At 70.0% G+C, this 15,446-nt stretch carries 17 protein-coding genes and 1 tRNA gene; 2 read left to right on the top strand and 16 right to left on the bottom strand.

What is annotated here, in order from left to right:
• Nucleotides 1-21 precede the first annotated feature (21 nt).
• Complete coding sequence (locus V6R91_RS07090) at nt 22-732, top strand: LysE/ArgO family amino acid transporter (RefSeq protein ID WP_336394868.1); 711 nt, start codon at nt 22-24, stop codon at nt 730-732.
• A gap of 35 nt (nt 733-767) precedes the next feature.
• On the opposite strand, the gene V6R91_RS07085 is transcribed toward V6R91_RS07090, so the two are convergent.
• Nucleotides 768-1,121, bottom strand: coding sequence for an iron chaperone (locus V6R91_RS07085; protein ID WP_336394867.1), 354 nt, complete (start codon nt 1,119-1,121; stop codon nt 768-770).
• Nucleotides 1,122-1,180: 59 nt separating this feature from the next.
• Here V6R91_RS07085 and V6R91_RS07080 point away from each other — a divergent pair, with 59 nt between their 5' ends.
• Nucleotides 1,181-1,456, top strand: a complete 276-nt coding sequence (locus V6R91_RS07080; protein ID WP_336394866.1) for an acylphosphatase — start codon at nt 1,181-1,183, stop codon at nt 1,454-1,456.
• Here the strand turns inward: V6R91_RS07080 and V6R91_RS07075 are convergent, their stop codons facing one another.
• From V6R91_RS07075 to V6R91_RS07005, 15 genes are all read right to left on the bottom strand, one after another.
• Nucleotides 1,457-2,275 carry an amino acid ABC transporter ATP-binding protein gene (locus V6R91_RS07075; protein ID WP_336394865.1) on the bottom strand — a complete coding sequence of 273 codons (819 nt, stop codon included), beginning with the start codon at nt 2,273-2,275 and terminating at the stop codon, nt 1,457-1,459.
• On the bottom strand, nt 2,262-2,930 hold the full coding sequence (locus V6R91_RS07070; RefSeq protein WP_336394864.1) for an amino acid ABC transporter permease: 669 nt from the start codon (nt 2,928-2,930) through the stop codon (nt 2,262-2,264). Before V6R91_RS07070 ends, V6R91_RS07075 begins: the two co-directional genes overlap by 14 nt.
• Nucleotides 2,931-2,996: 66 nt before the next feature.
• Entirely contained in the window at nt 2,997-3,803 is an 807-nt protein-coding gene (locus tag V6R91_RS07065; protein ID WP_336394863.1) for an amino acid ABC transporter substrate-binding protein, read from the bottom strand.
• A 104-nt stretch (nt 3,804-3,907) separates the two neighbouring features.
• Nucleotides 3,908-4,975 (bottom strand): NAD(P)H-dependent flavin oxidoreductase, encoded by a 1,068-nt coding sequence (locus V6R91_RS07060; RefSeq protein ID WP_336394862.1) that lies wholly within the window; start codon nt 4,973-4,975, stop codon nt 3,908-3,910.
• Between the two features lie 197 nt (nt 4,976-5,172).
• Nucleotides 5,173-5,865 (bottom strand): 50S ribosomal protein L1, encoded by a 693-nt coding sequence (gene rplA / locus V6R91_RS07055; RefSeq protein ID WP_336394861.1) that lies wholly within the window; start codon nt 5,863-5,865, stop codon nt 5,173-5,175.
• Between the two features lie 14 nt (nt 5,866-5,879).
• Nucleotides 5,880-6,311, bottom strand: coding sequence for a 50S ribosomal protein L11 (rplK, locus tag V6R91_RS07050; protein ID WP_192634886.1), 432 nt, complete (start codon nt 6,309-6,311; stop codon nt 5,880-5,882).
• 325 nt (nt 6,312-6,636) lie between these two features.
• A complete protein-coding gene (locus V6R91_RS07045) occupies nt 6,637-7,446 on the bottom strand; it encodes an endonuclease domain-containing protein (RefSeq protein WP_336394860.1) in 810 nt (269 codons plus the stop codon).
• 451 nt (nt 7,447-7,897) lie between these two features.
• Nucleotides 7,898-8,974, bottom strand: a complete 1,077-nt coding sequence (gene nusG, locus V6R91_RS07040) for a transcription termination/antitermination protein NusG (protein WP_336394859.1) — start codon at nt 8,972-8,974, stop codon at nt 7,898-7,900.
• 78 nt (nt 8,975-9,052) lie between these two features.
• On the bottom strand, nt 9,053-9,325 hold the full coding sequence (gene secE / locus V6R91_RS07035) for a preprotein translocase subunit SecE (protein WP_336395064.1): 273 nt from the start codon (nt 9,323-9,325) through the stop codon (nt 9,053-9,055).
• A gap of 111 nt (nt 9,326-9,436) precedes the next feature.
• Nucleotides 9,437-9,509 (bottom strand) — tRNA-Trp (locus tag V6R91_RS07030).
• 186 nt (nt 9,510-9,695) lie between these two features.
• Nucleotides 9,696-10,133, bottom strand: coding sequence for a pyridoxamine 5'-phosphate oxidase family protein (locus tag V6R91_RS07025; protein WP_336394858.1), 438 nt, complete (start codon nt 10,131-10,133; stop codon nt 9,696-9,698).
• Between the two features lie 86 nt (nt 10,134-10,219).
• Nucleotides 10,220-11,584, bottom strand: coding sequence for an NAD-dependent succinate-semialdehyde dehydrogenase (locus V6R91_RS07020; RefSeq protein WP_336394857.1), 1,365 nt, complete (start codon nt 11,582-11,584; stop codon nt 10,220-10,222).
• 40 nt (nt 11,585-11,624) lie between these two features.
• Nucleotides 11,625-13,166 carry an APC family permease gene (locus V6R91_RS07015; protein WP_336394856.1) on the bottom strand — a complete coding sequence of 514 codons (1,542 nt, stop codon included), beginning with the start codon at nt 13,164-13,166 and terminating at the stop codon, nt 11,625-11,627.
• 20 nt (nt 13,167-13,186) lie between these two features.
• Nucleotides 13,187-14,071, bottom strand: coding sequence for a universal stress protein (locus tag V6R91_RS07010; RefSeq protein ID WP_336394855.1), 885 nt, complete (start codon nt 14,069-14,071; stop codon nt 13,187-13,189).
• Complete coding sequence (locus V6R91_RS07005; RefSeq protein WP_336394854.1) at nt 14,068-15,429, bottom strand: flavin monoamine oxidase family protein; 1,362 nt, start codon at nt 15,427-15,429, stop codon at nt 14,068-14,070. The genes V6R91_RS07010 and V6R91_RS07005 overlap by 4 nt, the downstream gene beginning before the upstream one ends.
• Nucleotides 15,430-15,446: the final 17 nt, after the last annotated feature.

Here is a 15,446-nt window from a genome sequence, read left to right as displayed (position 1 = left end):
GCCGGCTCCTAGCGTCGAAGGGTGCTCAGTCCCCTCATCGCCGGCCTCGGCCTCGGCTTCTCCCTCATCATCGCCATCGGCGCGCAGAACCTCTTCGTGCTGCGGCAGGGACTCCGCCGGGAGCACGTCCTGGTCGTGGCGACGATCTGCGCCGTGTCCGACGCCGCGCTCATCGCGCTCGGGGTGTCGGGCATCGGACTCGTCCTGCAGGCGGTGCCGTGGCTGGTCGGCGTCGTGAGGTGGGCAGGGGCCGCGTTCCTCGTCGTCTACGGCCTCCTCGCAGCGCGGCGCGCCTGGCGGCCGACCGGCGACGTCCTGGGCGGCCAAGACGACCCGGATGCCGCGCACGACGTCGTCGGCGGCGGCGCCGTCGAGCTGCGATCGGGGGCCGAGGCACCGGCATCCGTCGCCACCCGCGTCCGCCCCGCCTCCGCCGCAACGGCGCGGGTGCTGCCTGTCGTCTTCACGTGCCTGGCACTGACGTGGCTCAACCCGCACGTGTACCTCGACACCGTGTTCCTCCTCGGCACGGTCGCCAACACGCACGGCGATCAGCGCTGGCTCTTCGCCGCCGGCGCGATGGCGGCGAGCTTCCTCTGGTTCTTCGGCCTCGCGTTCGGCGCGCGCCTGCTCGGCCGCTGGCTGTCGACGCCCCGCGCCTGGCGCATCCTCGACGCCGTGATCGCGGTCGTCATGATCGCGCTCGGCGTCTCACTGGTGCTCCCGCACTGACGAGCCGGACCCCACCGGGCTGCGCCGCACTCGGCTCAGCGCTCGATCTGCTCCCGACGAGCGACGACCAGAGCCCGCACCACGTCGTCCGGGAGCGGGTGCTCCGGCTGGTACCGGATCGTCCCCTTGTCCAGTCCGACACCGGGATGCCCCTCGAGCGCGCCCGACACGGCCGCGACAGCGTCCGGGCTGAAGGGATAGACGCCGATGTGCTTCTTCGCCCTCATCACGGAGACGAGCGGCTTGCCGCGGTAGACCAGCGCCGGCATCCCGTAGCCGGTCCCCTGTTCGGCATCGGGCGCCTCCTCGCGGGCGATCTCATAGATGCGCTCGACAGAGGGCCGATCGGCGGGATCGAGCCCTGCGAGCAGTTCGTCCACGGTTCCCATAGAGGCATCCTGGCATCCGGCGCTCGCACGCGTCACCATCGGCAGGGCACGATGGGCTCATGAGACGGGTGCACGTGACGGTCCGCGGCGAGGTGCAGGGCGTCGGCTACCGGTACACCATGCGCATGGTCGCCCGGGAAGCGGGGGTCGCCGGGTGGGTGCGCAATCGGCGCGACGGGGCGGTCGAGGCCGAGGTCGAGGGCACTCCCGGCCAGGTCGACGAGGTGCTCGCCTGGATGGCAGAGGGGCCGCCCGGGTCGCTCGTGGAGTCGGCGACGGTGACGGATGCCACGCCCACCGGCGAACGCGGCTTCGAGGTGCGCCCGACCGGCTGACTACTCGTCGTAGGGCCGGAGGATCCGGTCGATGAACCGCCTCGTGCGCTCATGCTTCGGAGCGGTGAACAGCTGCTGCGGCGCCCCGCGCTCGACGATGACGCCCTGGTCGAAGAAGACCACCTCGTCGGCGACCTGGCGCGCGAAGGCCAGCTCATGCGTGACGATGAGCATCGTCCAGCCCTCGTCGGCCAGCTCCTTCAGGACGGTGAGCACCTCGCCGACGAGCTCGGAGTCCAGGGCGCTCGTCGGCTCGTCGAAGAGCAGCAGCGCCGGCTGAAGGGCGAGCGCCCGCACGATGCCGACCCGCTGCTGCTGGCCGCCGGAGAGCTCGAACGGGTACGCATCGCGCTTCTCGCTCAGGCCCACGCGCTCGAGCAGCGCCTCCGCGCGCGCGATCGCCTCCCCTTTCGGCACGCCGTGCGCGTACACCGGCCCTTCGATGACGTTCTGCAGCACGGTGCGGTGCGGGAAGAGGTTGTGGTGCTGGAACACCATCGCCGACCGGTCGCGCAGCGCGATGCGGTCCGCCTTCGACACCGGGGCGGCGAAGTCCACCGCGGGTCCGCCGGTGAACGCGACGGTGCCCGCCTCAGGGATCTCGAGGCCGTTGAGCGAGCGCAGCACGGTCGTCTTGCCCGAGCCGCTCGGACCGATGAGCACCACGACTTCGCCACGGCGCACCTCGAGGTCCACGCCGTCGAGCACTCGGTTGTCGCCGAAGCTCTTCGTGAGCCCCGACACCGTCAGGAGCGGGCGGTCGTCGGCGGGCGCCGGAGGGGCCAGCGCGTCGTCGTGGGAGTGGTCAGTGGGCGACATAGCGGTCGAGCCTCCGTTCGATCGCGCTCTGGCCGGTGGAGAGCACCAGGCAGATCAGCCAGTAGATGAGGGCGGCCTCCAGGTAGATCGGGAGCACCTCGAACGAGAACGCGGCGATCTGCTGCGCCTGACGGAACATCTCGGTCACCAGGATCGTGGACGCGAGGGACGTGTCCTTCACCAGCGAGATGAAGGTGTTCGACAGCGGCGGCACGGACACCCTCGCCGCCTGGGGCAGCACGATCCTGGTGAGGGTGCGGGTCTGCGAGTACCCGACGGTGTGGGCGGCCTCCCACTGTCCCTTGGGCACCGAGAGGATCGCCGCGCGGACGATCTCGGCCGCGTAGCCGCCGACGTTGAGCGAGAAGGCGATGATCGCCGCCGGCCAGGGATCGATGACGATGCCGACCGACGGCATCCCGTAGAAGATCACGAACAGCTGCACCAGCAGCGGCGTGCCGCGGATCACCGAGACGTAGAACCGTCCGATGTTCGACAGCACGGGATTGCGCGACAGTCGCAGCAGCGCGATCGCCACGGCGATCACCATGCCGATCGCGAACGAGGCGATCGCAAGCGGGATCGTGCCGGTGATCGCCGCCAGCAGCAGCGGCCAGAACGAGTCGACGAGCAGAGTCCAGATGGTCTCGTCCATGGGCGCTCCTCCTTCGCACAGAGCCGCCGCCCGCCCAGGGCAGGGCGAGCGGCGGCTCGGGATGCACTACTCGGTGACGTCGGCTCCGAAGTACTTCTCGCTGATCTCGGCGAGGACGCCCTCCTCGCGGAGCTCGGCGAGGGCGCCGTCGATGGCCTCCGCGAGCGCTTCCTTGTCCTGGGTGAGCGCGAACGCGCTGAGGCCCGGCTCATCGGTCTCCGCGGCGATCTTCAGACCCGTCGGGCCCTCGCTCTTCTCGTAGTCGAGGAACGTCAGGTTGTCGTTGATGGTGGCGTCGACGCGGCCCTGCTGGAGCAGCGCCACGGCCTGCGCCCATCCCTCCACGGCCTCGATGGTGGCACCGCTCTCCTGGGCGAGCTCGTACCAGTTGCTCGTGAGGGACTGCGCGGTGGTCTTGCCCTCGAGGTCGTCGAAGCTCGTGATCGAGTCGTCGTCCTCGGGCACGACGATGACGCCGGGCGATACCGTGTAGGGCTCGCTGAAGAGGTACTTCTCCTGGCGCTCCGGGTTGATCGAGACCTGGTTGGCGATGACGTCGAAGCGGCCGGCGTCCAGCCCCGCGAAGATCGCGTCCCACTGGGTCTCCTGGAAGGAGACCTCGAGCCCGAGCTTGTCTGCGACGGCCTCGGCGATCTCGACGTCGAAGCCGACGAGGTCGCCCGACTCGTCGTGGTAGCTGAAGGGGCGGTAGGTGCCCTCGGTCGCGACGGTCAGCGTGCCCGCGGACACGAGACCGAGGTCGTCCGCCTCCGCGGACGCTGCGGGGTCGGCGGATCCGCCGCTGCTGCAGGCGGTGAGCGCGAGGGCGGCGGCGGTGGCGACGACGAGGGCGGTGATACTGCGGCGTGACATGTAGCTGTTCCTGGTGGGGTGAGTGCGAAGGACGCGCGAAGGGGTGGACGCGCGTCCTGGGGCCTTCCAGTACAACACGGGTCGCGCCGAGGCTCTTCCCCGCGTTACGCCGCGTTGCCTCCCGCCGCCTGCGGGACGCCCGCCCTCAGCTCGGCGAACACGTCCGTCGCATCGTCGAGGACCGCCAGGCCCGCGGCCTGCCCGGCCCACAGCGAGACCAGCTCGCCCTCGCCGCGCCGCGCGGCCTCCGTCCGGAACTGCCCCGTGAGCCAGTTCTGCGCGGGGAACGGCGCGATGACGCCGGCGGTCTCGAGAGCGCGCATCGCGCGGTTCGGGATGCCACGCGCCAGCCGTCCGCTCATGGCCCGGGAGAGCACGGTGCCGGTGTCGGCGGCACCGGCGATCGCCTGCCGGTGGGCGGCGGTCGCGGCGGACTGCCGCGTGCGGAGGAACGCCGACCCGACCTGCACGCCCGAGGCGCCCAGCGCGAACGCCGCGGCGACGCCACGCCGGTCGGCGATGCCGCCTGCCGCGATGACGGGCACCCGCACCGCGTCCACCACCTGCGGCACCAGCGCGAAGGTGCCGATGAGCGACTGCTCGGCCGGGCGCAGGAAGGAGACGCGGTGGCCGCCCGCCTCCGCGCCGGTGGCGACGACCGCGTCGACGCCGGCTGCGTCCAGCGCCACGGCCTCGGCCACCGTCGTGGCCGTGCCGATGAGCCGGATGCCACGGCTGTGCGCCGCGGCGACGAGCCGGTCGGAGGGCACGCCGAAGACCACGCTGAGCACCGCGGGCGCGGCATCCAGCACCGCCGTCACCTGGGCGTCGACGTCGGGCATGAACTCGAACGGCGGCGCCGGACGGGCCAGACCCAGCTCGTCGAAGAGCGGCGCGGCCGCCTCGATCGCGGGGCGGAGGTCGACGTCGCCGGGGGCCACCTCGTCGCCGGTGGGAAGCCACAGGTTGACGGCGAACGGTCGCGTGGTCGCAGACCGCAGCGCCGCGATCGTGTCGCTGATGCGGTCCGCCGAGTACCCGTAGAGCCCGTACGACCCGAGCCCCCCGGCGTCACTGACCGCCGCCGTGAGCTCCACCGACGACAGCCCGCCGAACGGGCCCAGCACGATGGGTACGTCGATGCCGAACAGGTCCTGAAGGGGCGTGGGCATGACTCCGACGCTACTCCGAACGCTCGGCGCCGCGCACAGAATCGCAGGCCCCGCCCGACACGCCGGATCGCGGCATCCGTCCCCCGGTGGGGATCATCCGACGTTGCGCCCGCCCACTCACGCCGCTCGGAGACGCCGAAGGCCCCACCCGAGCGGGTGGGGCCTTCGGACGGACCGTCGCTGCGACGGTCGAAGCGTCAGGCGAGCGCGTTGACGTCCAGCGGGATGCCGGGGCCGAACGTGGTCGACACGGCGCCCTTCTGGATGTAGCGGCCCTTCGAGCTGGACGGCTTCAGGCGCACGATCTCCTCGAGCGCGGCCTTGAGGTTCTCGTCGAGCTGCTCGGCCGAGAACGAGGCCTTGCCGACGACGAAGTGCACGTTGGCGTGCTTGTCGACGCGGAACTCGATCTTGCCGCCCTTGATCTCCTCGACGGCCTTTGCCGGGTTGGGGGTCACGGTGCCGGTCTTGGGGTTGGGCATGAGGCCGCGCGGACCCAGCACCTTGCCGAGGCGACCGACCTGGCCCATGAGCTCGGGCGTGGCGACGGCCGCGTCGAACGCGGTCCAGCCGCCGGCGACCTTCTCGATGAGCTCGGCGCCGCCGACCTCGTCGGCACCCGCGGCGATCGCGGCCTCAGCGGCCGGACCGGTCGCGAACACGATGACGCGGGCGGTCTTGCCGGTGCCGTGCGGGAGGATGACGGTGCCGCGCACCATCTGGTCCGCCTTGCGGGGGTCGACCGAGAGCTTGAGCGCGACCTCGACGGTCGAGTCGAACTTCGCCGAACCGGTCTCCTTCGCCAGGGCGACGGCCTCGGTGGGAGTGTAGAACTTGTCCGCCTCGATCTTGGCGGCAGCGGCCTGGAAGGCCTTGGACTTGGTAGCCATGGTTACTGTTCCCCTCAGTCCTCGACCGTGATGCCCATGGAGCGGGCGGTGCCGGCGATGATCTTCGAGGCGGCCTCGATGTCATTCGCGTTCAGGTCGGCCTGCTTGGTCTCGGCGATCTGACGCACCTGGTCCTTGGTGAGCTTGCCCACCTTGGTCGTGTGCGGCGTCGGCGAGCCCTTCTGCAGTCCGGCGGCCTTCTTGATGAGCTCGGCGGCCGGCGGGGTCTTCAGGATGAACGTGAAGCTGCGGTCCTCGTAGACGGTGATCTCCACGGGGATGACGTTGCCGCGCTGCGACTCGGTCGCGGCGTTGTACGCCTTGCAGAACTCCATGATGTTGACGCCATGCTGACCGAGCGCGGGGCCGATCGGCGGCGCCGGGTTGGCTGCACCGGCGTTGATCTGAAGCTTGATCAGGCCGGTCACCTTCTTCTTCGGTGCCATTCTTCTTCCTCTGTTTCGTGCGCCCGTGCGGGCACGCTTCCACGGATCAGGCGGACCCTGAATGTGGTGGGGATGGTCGCGCAGACACGCGCAACCGCTCTAGTCTACCGGATGCCGCGAGCCGCAGCATCCGCTCCCGCCCATTGGCCATCTGCGCGTGCCCCTTGGCCATCCGCGCGCGTACCGAATGACGGAGATGTGCCAGATGACGGATGCCGCGGGGGCGAGGCATCCGTCATCGTGCACATCTCTGTGGTCATGCGCATGACTGGTGAGCGTCATGCCGCGCGGTGACGGCCCTGGGGCCTGCGCGCGACGGTGAGCGTCATGCCGCGCGGTGAAGGCCCTGGGCGATGGCCCGCACGATCACGTCGTGCACCTCGGGCCACCGCGTGACCACCTGGACGTAGTCGATGCGGATCACGTGGAAACCCATCAGGGTCAGCCGCGCGTCGTGCGCGATATCGCTGCGCCGTTGCGCGCCGACGTGGTGGCCGCCGTCGATCTGGAGCACGAGCCTGTCTCCGATGAGGAAGTCGACCGGGTGACCGGCGAGCCAGACCTGCTGGCGGATCGGCAGCCGGAGGAAGCGCAGCCGCACCGGAATGAGCGTCTCGAGCCCCGAGTCGGAGTGCGACGAGCACTCGGCCAGGACATCTCGCGCAGACGAGGGCAGGGGCATCCTCTCAAAGGACCAACGCTCCACCAGCTCGAGCCGAAGCGCCGCCTCCCAGATCGTGAGCGCCTCCTCGCGCGGCAGGCACGCCGCGGCGATCACCAGCACGTTCTCGATCGGGTCGACCAGAGCGTCTGGATGCCTTGGCACGAGCGGCCGCGCCCAATGCACGTGGGTGTCCCGTTTGACCTCGCCGACGTGCCGGTGAGGAGGAGCAGCCACGTGCACGGGACGCTCCTCGAGAACCCACAGCCCGAGCCTTCGCGCCTGGGTGTGGCACGTGAGCACCACCCCGGCGCGTGCGGCCGCGACGAGGAGCGGATCGGCGCCGGGCATGGCGACCCAGCCGTTGCGCGGACGGGTCAGCGCTCGCGACGACACGGCATTCTCGATCGTGCGGCGCGAATGCCCCCGCGCCCGCAGCGAAGCGACGCGCGCAACCCCGCCCGCCGCGCGCACCTCGCCCAGAAGGTGATCCATGGCCTTCAGGGTGCGACATCCCGGGGGCCGCGCCGACAGTCACGCCCGCGACTGTGGAGAGCCGGGACCCTACCCAGCCCTGGGGAGGAGGCGCCGAGTCTTGGAGCCGGAGCCCTCCCCGGCCTGGGGAGGAGGCGCCGAGTCTCGGAGGCGGACCCCTCCTCGGCCTGGGCAGGAGGCGCCGAGTCTCGGAGCCGGGACCCTCCCCGGCCCTGGGGAGGAGGTGCCGAGTCCCGGCGACGTGGAGGGTCTCCTGCAGACGCGGAGCAGGACGCCGGAGATCTGCAGAATCACGGATGCCGCAAGCCCAGCGGATCCGGCATCCTGCGCTTCTCCGCACTCGCGCGCCGAAGCGTTCGGCACCGCCGACTGCCGCGCACGACGAAGCGCCCCGCCGATTCGGCGGGGCGCTTCGGAGAATCTCGATGAGTCAGAGCTTGGTGACCTGGTCGAACGACAGCTCGACCGGGGTCTCGCGCTCGAACAGCGAGACGAGGACCGTGAGCTTGCCGCTCTCGGGCTTGATCTCGCTGATCGTGCCGGGCAGACCCGCGAACGAGCCCTCCTTGATCGTGATGGTCTCGCCCACCTCGAAGTCGACCTCGGCGGGGATGACGCGGGCAGCGGCGGCAGCGCCCTTCTTGGCGGCACCGCCCTTGGCGCCGGCGACCTCCTTGACCTCGACGAGGCTCTTCAGCATGTTGAAGGCCTCCTCGAAGCGCAGCGGGGTCGGGTTGTGGGCGTTGCCCACGAAGCCGGTGACGCCGGGAGTGTGGCGGACGACCGACCAGGTGTCCTCGTTGAGCTCCATGCGCACGAGCACGTAGCCGGGGATCCGGACGCGCGTGACCATCTTGCGCTGCCCGTTCTTGATCTCGACGACGTCCTCCATCGGGACCTCGATCTGGTAGATGTCCTCCTCGACCTCGAGCGTCGACTTGCGCTGCTCGATGTTGGCCTTCACCTTGCGCTCGAAGCCGGCGTAGGAGTGGATGACGTACCACTTGCCCGGGAGGGTGCGCAGCTCGGCGCGGAACGCCTCGTACGGGTCCTCGTCCTCGTCGGACTCGTCGTCGGAGTCGGTCTCGACGGCGTCGGCCGCGGAGTCGGATGCCTCGTCGAGCTCCGGCTCGTCCTCGTCGCCGTTCACATCGGGGCCGTCGTAGGGGCTGACCTCGTCGGCGGCCTCGGCCTCCCGCTCGGCGACCTCCTCCGCGATGGAGTCGTTGATCACCTCGGCGGCAGCCTCGGTCTCGGCCGTCTCGTCCAGGTTGAGAGCGTCGTTCACGATGGCATCCGCCTCCGGGTCGTCGATGTCGATGTCGTCCAGGTCGGCGTCGTCCTCGTCGGCGTCGGCGTCGTCGACGATGTGGATGGCGAGGTGCTCGGCGGGCTCCACCGAGCGCTCCTCGGCGGCCAGGACGTTGCCCTCCTGCGCTTCGTCGTCCTCGGACGACTGCTCGGCGGCCGTCGCCCAATCGGCGTCGTCGACATATCTTTCAGTCACGTGAATTCTCTTCCGTTCCGTCCGCTTCCGGACCTGCGGCCGCCCGTGCCATGCACCGGCGAGCCGGGGCGCTCAGGATCAGGCGCCGGGCACTCCGAAGACGTAGGCCGTGATCCACACGAACAGCACGTCCAGGCCGTAGACGATCGCCATCATCACGACGACGAACCCCAGCACCACCGCCGTGTACTTCAGCAGCTCCTGGCGCGTCGGGGTGACGACCTTGCGGAGCTCGGCGAAGACCTGACGGATGAACAGGGCGATGCGAGCGAAGACGTTCGGCTTCTTCTCGCGAGGCGCCGCCGTTCCCTCAGTGGGGACGACTTCGCCCTTCGGCTCGTCCTGAACCATCGATGCCACCTGATTACCTTCCGTGAGCCGACGCGGGTCGGCCGCACATTACATGTCAACGCAGGGTGTTGTGTTCGACCGGAGCCATGTCACCGGTGTTGCGCTGATGCGCAGGGCGGACAGGAATCGAACCTGCAACCTGCGGTTTTGGAGACCGCTGCTCTGCCAATTGAGCTACCGCCCTAGAGACCCGGAGGTCTCGTGAAGCCCGCACTCTTCCCCTCTCACCGCGGCTTGAGGATGCGTGCCCGACCGGCGGGCACACCGAAAGAATGCAGAATTCAACTGCACCATCAAGTGTACGGCATGCCCGCGGAGCCCGCGAACCGGGGCGCTTCCGCAGGTGTGTCCCGGGCATGGCGCGACAGCGTCAGTACTGCTGCACGCCGTAGCGGTCGGGCTCGGGACCGCGCCGGAACGCGCGGCCCGAGATCGACGTCGCCTCGACGCGGACGTACGTGTACTTGAGGGTGGGGATCCAGGGCCGAAGACCCAGGCCGTCGGCGCGCTCCACGTCCGCGGAGCGGTCCAGCGGATGCGCGTGACCCCGCACGATGACGCTCCACGCCTCGGCGTCGGTGTGGTCGTCCACCTCGAACAGCACCTCGTCGTTCACGGTGAGCTCGAAGAGCTTGCTGCCCTGCGCGGTGCGGAACAGCACACCCTGACCGTCGACGACGTAGTTCACCGGGAAGATGTCCAGCACGTCGCCCACTCGAGTGACGAGCCGGCCGAGCTCCTGGGTGCGCAGGCGCTCCCAGCACTGCTCGTCGGCGAGTGCGACGACGGGGTCGGTTGTCTCTGCCATGCCCTTATCCTCGCGTTTCCGAGGTCGCGGCGACACCCCCGGATGGCGGTCCCGCCGTCCGGGGGTGGCGCGGGGAGGTCGCGGCGTCAGGGGGCGACGCGGATGAGCTTCTTGTTGACGAACTCGTCCGCGGCCAGCAGCCCCATCTCACGGCCGGTGCCGGAGCGCTTCACACCGCCGAAGGGCAGCTCGGGCGAGTCGGCGAGCACGATGTTGACGTAGACCATGCCGGCGTCGATCCTGTCCGCGATGCGCTGAGCCTGCTCGGGATCGGTCGTGTAGACGTACGACCCGAGGCCGAAGCTGGTGTCGTTGGCCACCTTGACCGCCTCGTCCTCGTCCGCGACCTTGTACACGACCCCCGCCGGCCCGAACAGCTCCTCGCGGTACACGTCCATCTCGGGCGTGACGTCGGTGAGCACCGTCGGCTCGTAGAACGCGCCGTCACGTGTGCCGCCGGCCACGAGCCGCGCCCCCTGCGCCACCGCCCGGTCGACCTGCTCCTGAAGGCGCTCGGCGGCCGCCAGCGACGACAGCGGACCGAGGACGGTGTCGTCGGCGAACGGGTCGCCCATCTTCGACGCAGTCATCGCCTCGGTGAACTTCTCGAGGAAGGCGTCGTAGAGGCCCTCCTGCACGATGAAGCGCTTCGGGGCGTTGCACGACTGGCCGTTGTTGTCCATGCGCGCCTCGACGGCGGCGGCGACCGTCGCGTCCAGGTCGTCGGTGGACAGCACGATGAACGGGTCGGATCCGCCGAGCTCGAGCGCGACCTTCTTCAGGTTCTGTCCGGCCAGCGCCGCCACGGCGGACCCCGCCCGCTCCGAGCCGGTCACCGAGACGCCCTGCACCCGCCGGTCGGCGATGATGGCGGCCGCCTGGTCGTTGGTGGCGTACACGTTCGTGTAGACGCCCTCGCCGAGCCCGGCATCCGCGTACATCCGCTCGATGGCCGCGGCCGACTCGGGGCACTGCGGTGCGTGCTTGAGGAGGATCGTGTTCCCCACCACCACGTTGGGCGCTGCGAAGCGGGCGACCTGATAGTAGGGGAAGTTCCACGGCATGATGCCCAGGAGCGCCCCGAGCGGGCTGCGGCGGATGACCGCGGTGCCCTCGCCGAGGATGTCGATCGGCTGGTCGGCCGTGATCGTCTCGGCGTTGTCGGCGTAGTACTCCGTGATGTCGGCGGCGAAGTCCACTTCGCCCAGCGCGGCCGACAGCGGCTTGCCCATCTCGCGCACGATGATCGCCGCCAGCTCGTCGCGGCGCTCGCGGTGAAGCTCGGCGACCTTGCGGATGCGCGCCGCGCGCTCGGCGACGGGCACGTCGCGCCACGTGCGGTACGCGGCATCCGCCTTCGCGATCGCTGCCTCCAGGGCCTCGTCGGTAATGGTGGGATAGGTGGCCAGGGTCTCTCCCGTGGCCGGGTTGACGACGGCGTAGTCGGTCATGCTTCCTCTCCGATCGGATGGATTGGGGACAGTCTGCCCGTCAGCGGCGGGCGCGTCGAAGGCTTTCGGGCGCGTCGATACCGAGTGTCTCACCGCGGAAGAACGCCGGACGCTTGATCGCCTGCCAGATCATGATCACGATGCCGAGACCGATGATCAGCACGCCGAGCACGAAGACGCTGCCGAGGCCGAACCACTCGGTGCCGCTGCCGTACGCCGGGTCGAGGCTCTCGACGAGGGTGATCACGAACAGCGCGACGAGGATGACGCCGCCCACCAGAGGGAACAGCAGGGTGAAGAAGAAGGTGCGCGCCGAGTCGAACCACTGCCTGCGGAAGTACCAGACGCACGCGAACGCGGTGATGCCGTAGTAGAAGCAGATCATCATGCCGAGCGTCGTGATCGTGTCCCACAGCACGTTCTCGTTGATGAACCGCATCACGGCGTAGAACACCGACGCGACGACGGCGGAGACGATGGTGGCGTAGCCGGGCGTGAAGAAGCGCGGCGAGACCCTCGCGAACGCCGGCGGCAGCGCCCCGTAGTGCCCCATGGCGAGAAGCGTTCGCGCGGGGCCGACGAACGTCGACTGCAGCGACGACGCCGAGCTCGTGAGCACGGCCAGCGACACCAGGAACGCCAGCGGCCCCAGGATCGGGCCCGACAGGTAGAAGAAGACGTTCGCCTGGATGTCGGGGTTCCCGAGCCCGAGGCCCTCCTCTCCCGTGCCCGCGAACGCCAGCAGCGCCACCGAGATCAGCAGGTACAGCGTGACGATGGTGACCACGGTGACGGTGGCCGCGCGGCCCGGGGTCTTCTCGGGGTTGCGGGTCTCCTCGTTCATGGTGAGGGTGACGTCCCATCCCCAGAAGATGAAGATCGACAGCGACAGGCCCGCGACGATCGCGAGCGGCGGCGTCACGACGAGCGGGTTGAACCAGGATGCCTCGACGGGACTCGCGTCGAAGGCGGTGCCGTTCGCGACGTGCACGAACGCCGCGATCGAGAAGACCACCAGCACCAGCACCTGGAAGCTCACGAGCACATACTGCAGCTTCTGCGTGGTCTGCATGTCGCGGTACGAGATGTACGTCGCGCCGAGCATGAACAGCAGACAGACCGCGACGTTGATGAACGGGTTGAAGGCGAGCTCGGCGATGGTCCCCGGACTGCCCGCGAGCTGGTCGATGAGGAGGAAGAGGAACTCCACGGCGATGCCGGCGAGATTCGACAGCACGAGGATCGTGGCTGCGACGAGCCCCCAGCCCGCCATCCAGCCCACCCACGGCCCGAAGGCGCGCGCCGCCCACGTGAACGACGTGCCCGAGTCGGGCATCGAGCGGTTGAGCTCGCGGTAGCCGAATGCGACGAGCAGCATCGGGATGAAGCCGAGCAGGATGATCGCCGGCACCTGGAACCCGACCTCCGACACGGTGGGGCCGAGCGCCGCGGTGAGGGTGTAGGCGGGCGCGATGCACGAGATGCCGATGACGACGGCGCCGATGAGACCGACCGTTCCGGCGCTCAGCCCCTTCTTCGACAGTCCGCCCGTGAGCGGCGCGGATGCCTCGGCGAGAGGCATCCGCGATTCCTGGCCAGCGCTCATCGCTGTGCTCCGTTCTTGCTCTCATGGCGGGTGCGGGGCACGACCACCATCGGTACGGTCAGCTCGTGCAGCATCTTCGCCGCGGTCGAGCCGAGGAACAGCCGACGAGGCTGCGCGAGACGGCTGGAGCCCACGACCGCGAGCTCGCGGGGGTCCCACGAGAGGTCGGCGACGGCGTCCTCGATGCTGTCGCCGAGCGCCACCACGGAGTCGGCGTGGATGCCCTCGGGTAACGCGGCCCGCACGTGGACGTAGACCTCGTCGGCGTGCTGCGCGGCCGACTCGTTGCCCGCGAGGCCCGCCGGCAGGTCGAGCGCCACCAGCGACACCAGGCGCAGCTCGGCGCCGGTCGCCTTGGCCAGCGCGATGCTCTCGTCCAGCAGCACGTCGGCGCCTGGGCGCAGCCCGATGGCGGCGGTGATGCGGCTGACGCCGCCGGCGGGGTCTATGCGGCGCGTCCCCTCGGGGGCGAGTGCGACCGGGACGTCGGCGGAGTGCAGGAGCTCGCTGGCGACGGTGCCCAGGCGGTGCCGGCCCCGCAGCCCGCCGTTGGCCGCGCCGACGACGATGAGCGAGGCGCCGGACTCGTGGGCGCACTCGAGCAGCCCCTCGGCGAAGGACTCCGCACGCCGGACGTGCGACTCGTGCTCGACCCCGTCGATGACGCGGTTCGAGGCGTCGGCCAGCCAGCCCTCGGCCTGCTCCTGGATGTAGCGGTCGTACGAGGCGTTGGGGGGCGTGATGACGCTCCGCTCCTCACTGGGGAGCACGACGACGAGGTCCAGGACCGCGCCCGTCGCCTTGGCCAGGCGCATGCCGAGTGAGAGCGCGTCGGCGCCGGCATCCGTCGCGGTGTAGCCGACGACGATCCGCGCGCTCATCGGCGGGCCGCCTCGACGATGCTGCCGGCGACGAGGCGACCCATGCGGATCGCGCCGTCGACGTGCTGGTAGCCGGCGCCGGCCATGTCGCTGCACGCGAAGTGGATGGGCCCGACCGGCGTGCGCAGGTCTGCGCCGTAACGGGCGAGGCCGCCGAGGTCGAAGCTGGCGGCGTAGGCGCCGCGGGTCCACTCCTCGGCGCCCCAGTCGCTCTCGAAGTACACGAGCGGCGTCTTCGCCTCGGGGCCGTAGTAGTGCGACAGCGACTCGAGGATGCGCTCCCTGCGCTCCTCGGCCGGCACGCGGAAGAGGTCGTCGGCGTTGCGGTCCGACACGAAGCCGACGAGGGTGCCGCGCTCGTCGCCGTGGTTGGTGTTGTCGTAGGCCTCGTGCGAGATCTCGTACGGGCTGAACGCGGTGCCCGACAGGCCCTGGTCGCGCCAGAAGGGACGGTCGTAGACGGCGTGGACCTTGATCACGAAGCCCATCGAGATGTGCTGGTGCATCTGCTGCTTCAGGCGCGGCAGGGCCGGCTGGAACTCGATCCACGGATAGAGGATCGGGGCGTGCGCGAGCACCACGAAGCGGGCGCGCACCTGGAGCCCCTGGTCGGTGACGACGCGCACGCTCTCGTCGGACCAGTGCACCTCGTTGACGGGCTGGCCGAGCAGGACGTCGTCGCCCAGCCGCTCCGCCAGCAGCAGCGGAACCTGCTGCAGGCCGCCCACGACGCGCTCGTCGAGGATGAAGTCGGCGTCCACGAGGTGCGAGAAGCTGCCGGCGCTGGCGGCCATGAGCAGGGCCTGCAGGGTCGAGAACGCATAGGCGGGCTTGGTCAGCATCGCGCCGGCGATGAAGAGCGCGATGTTGTCGCGCGCCTCGGCGTCGTCGGTCTGGGCTTCGAGCCACGCCTCGAACGAGACGCGGTCCAGTTCCTCGGCGTCGGGGTGCTCCCACGGCTTGTCGGGATCGATCTCGGCGACCATGCCGTCGAGCAGCTCGATGAGACGGACGATCTCCTTCTCGGTCTCGGGCGCTACCGGGAAGATCTCGCCGGTGAAGCGCTTGAGCTCGCCGTCCCGGCCGATGTAGACCGAGTCCCCCTCGCGGTAGCGGCTGTAGGTCTCCAGCCCCAGCTCGGCGAGGGTCTCCTTCAGCGCGTCCTGATCGGGCGAGACCCACTGACCGCCGATCTCGAGCATGGCCCCGTCGACGACGTCGGTCCACAGGCGCCCGCCCACGCGGTCGCGCGCCTCGAGCACGACGACCGAGAGGCCTGCCTTCTTCAGCTCGTTGGCGGCGGTCAGGCCGGCGGCTCCGGCGCCGACGATGACGACATCGCGGCTCAACTCGGTCATTCGGACTCCTTCGTCGA

It is taken from the genome of Microbacterium sp. CCNWLW41 (genome assembly GCF_037083505.1).
Note: the sequence above shows the minus strand (reverse complement) of the source record. Positions and strands in the feature narration are given on the sequence as shown.

Bases quoted from the DNA above. Each gene is read 5' to 3' on its own strand.
- V6R91_RS07020 (WP_336394857.1), bottom strand. From the start codon at position 11,584: ATGACCGACTACGCCGTCGTCAACCCGGCCACGGGAGAGACCCTGGCC.
- V6R91_RS07015 (WP_336394856.1), bottom strand. From the start codon at position 13,166: ATGCCTCTCGCCGAGGCATCCGCGCCGCTCACGGGCGGACTGTCGAAG.
- rplK (WP_192634886.1), bottom strand. From the start codon at position 6,311: ATGGCACCGAAGAAGAAGGTGACCGGCCTGATCAAGCTTCAGATCAAC.
- V6R91_RS07025 (WP_336394858.1), bottom strand. From the start codon at position 10,133: ATGGCAGAGACAACCGACCCCGTCGTCGCACTCGCCGACGAGCAGTGC.
- V6R91_RS07080 (WP_336394866.1), top strand. From the start codon at position 1,181: ATGAGACGGGTGCACGTGACGGTCCGCGGCGAGGTGCAGGGCGTCGGC.
- V6R91_RS07085 (WP_336394867.1), bottom strand. From the start codon at position 1,121: ATGGGAACCGTGGACGAACTGCTCGCAGGGCTCGATCCCGCCGATCGG.
- V6R91_RS07065 (WP_336394863.1), bottom strand. From the start codon at position 3,803: ATGTCACGCCGCAGTATCACCGCCCTCGTCGTCGCCACCGCCGCCGCC.
- V6R91_RS07060 (WP_336394862.1), bottom strand. From the start codon at position 4,975: ATGCCCACGCCCCTTCAGGACCTGTTCGGCATCGACGTACCCATCGTG.
- secE (WP_336395064.1), bottom strand. From the start codon at position 9,325: ATGGTTCAGGACGAGCCGAAGGGCGAAGTCGTCCCCACTGAGGGAACG.
- V6R91_RS07010 (WP_336394855.1), bottom strand. From the start codon at position 14,071: ATGAGCGCGCGGATCGTCGTCGGCTACACCGCGACGGATGCCGGCGCC.
- rplA (WP_336394861.1), bottom strand. From the start codon at position 5,865: ATGGCTACCAAGTCCAAGGCCTTCCAGGCCGCTGCCGCCAAGATCGAG.
- V6R91_RS07070 (WP_336394864.1), bottom strand. From the start codon at position 2,930: ATGGACGAGACCATCTGGACTCTGCTCGTCGACTCGTTCTGGCCGCTG.
- V6R91_RS07075 (WP_336394865.1), bottom strand. From the start codon at position 2,275: ATGTCGCCCACTGACCACTCCCACGACGACGCGCTGGCCCCTCCGGCG.
- V6R91_RS07005 (WP_336394854.1), bottom strand. From the start codon at position 15,429: ATGACCGAGTTGAGCCGCGATGTCGTCATCGTCGGCGCCGGAGCCGCC.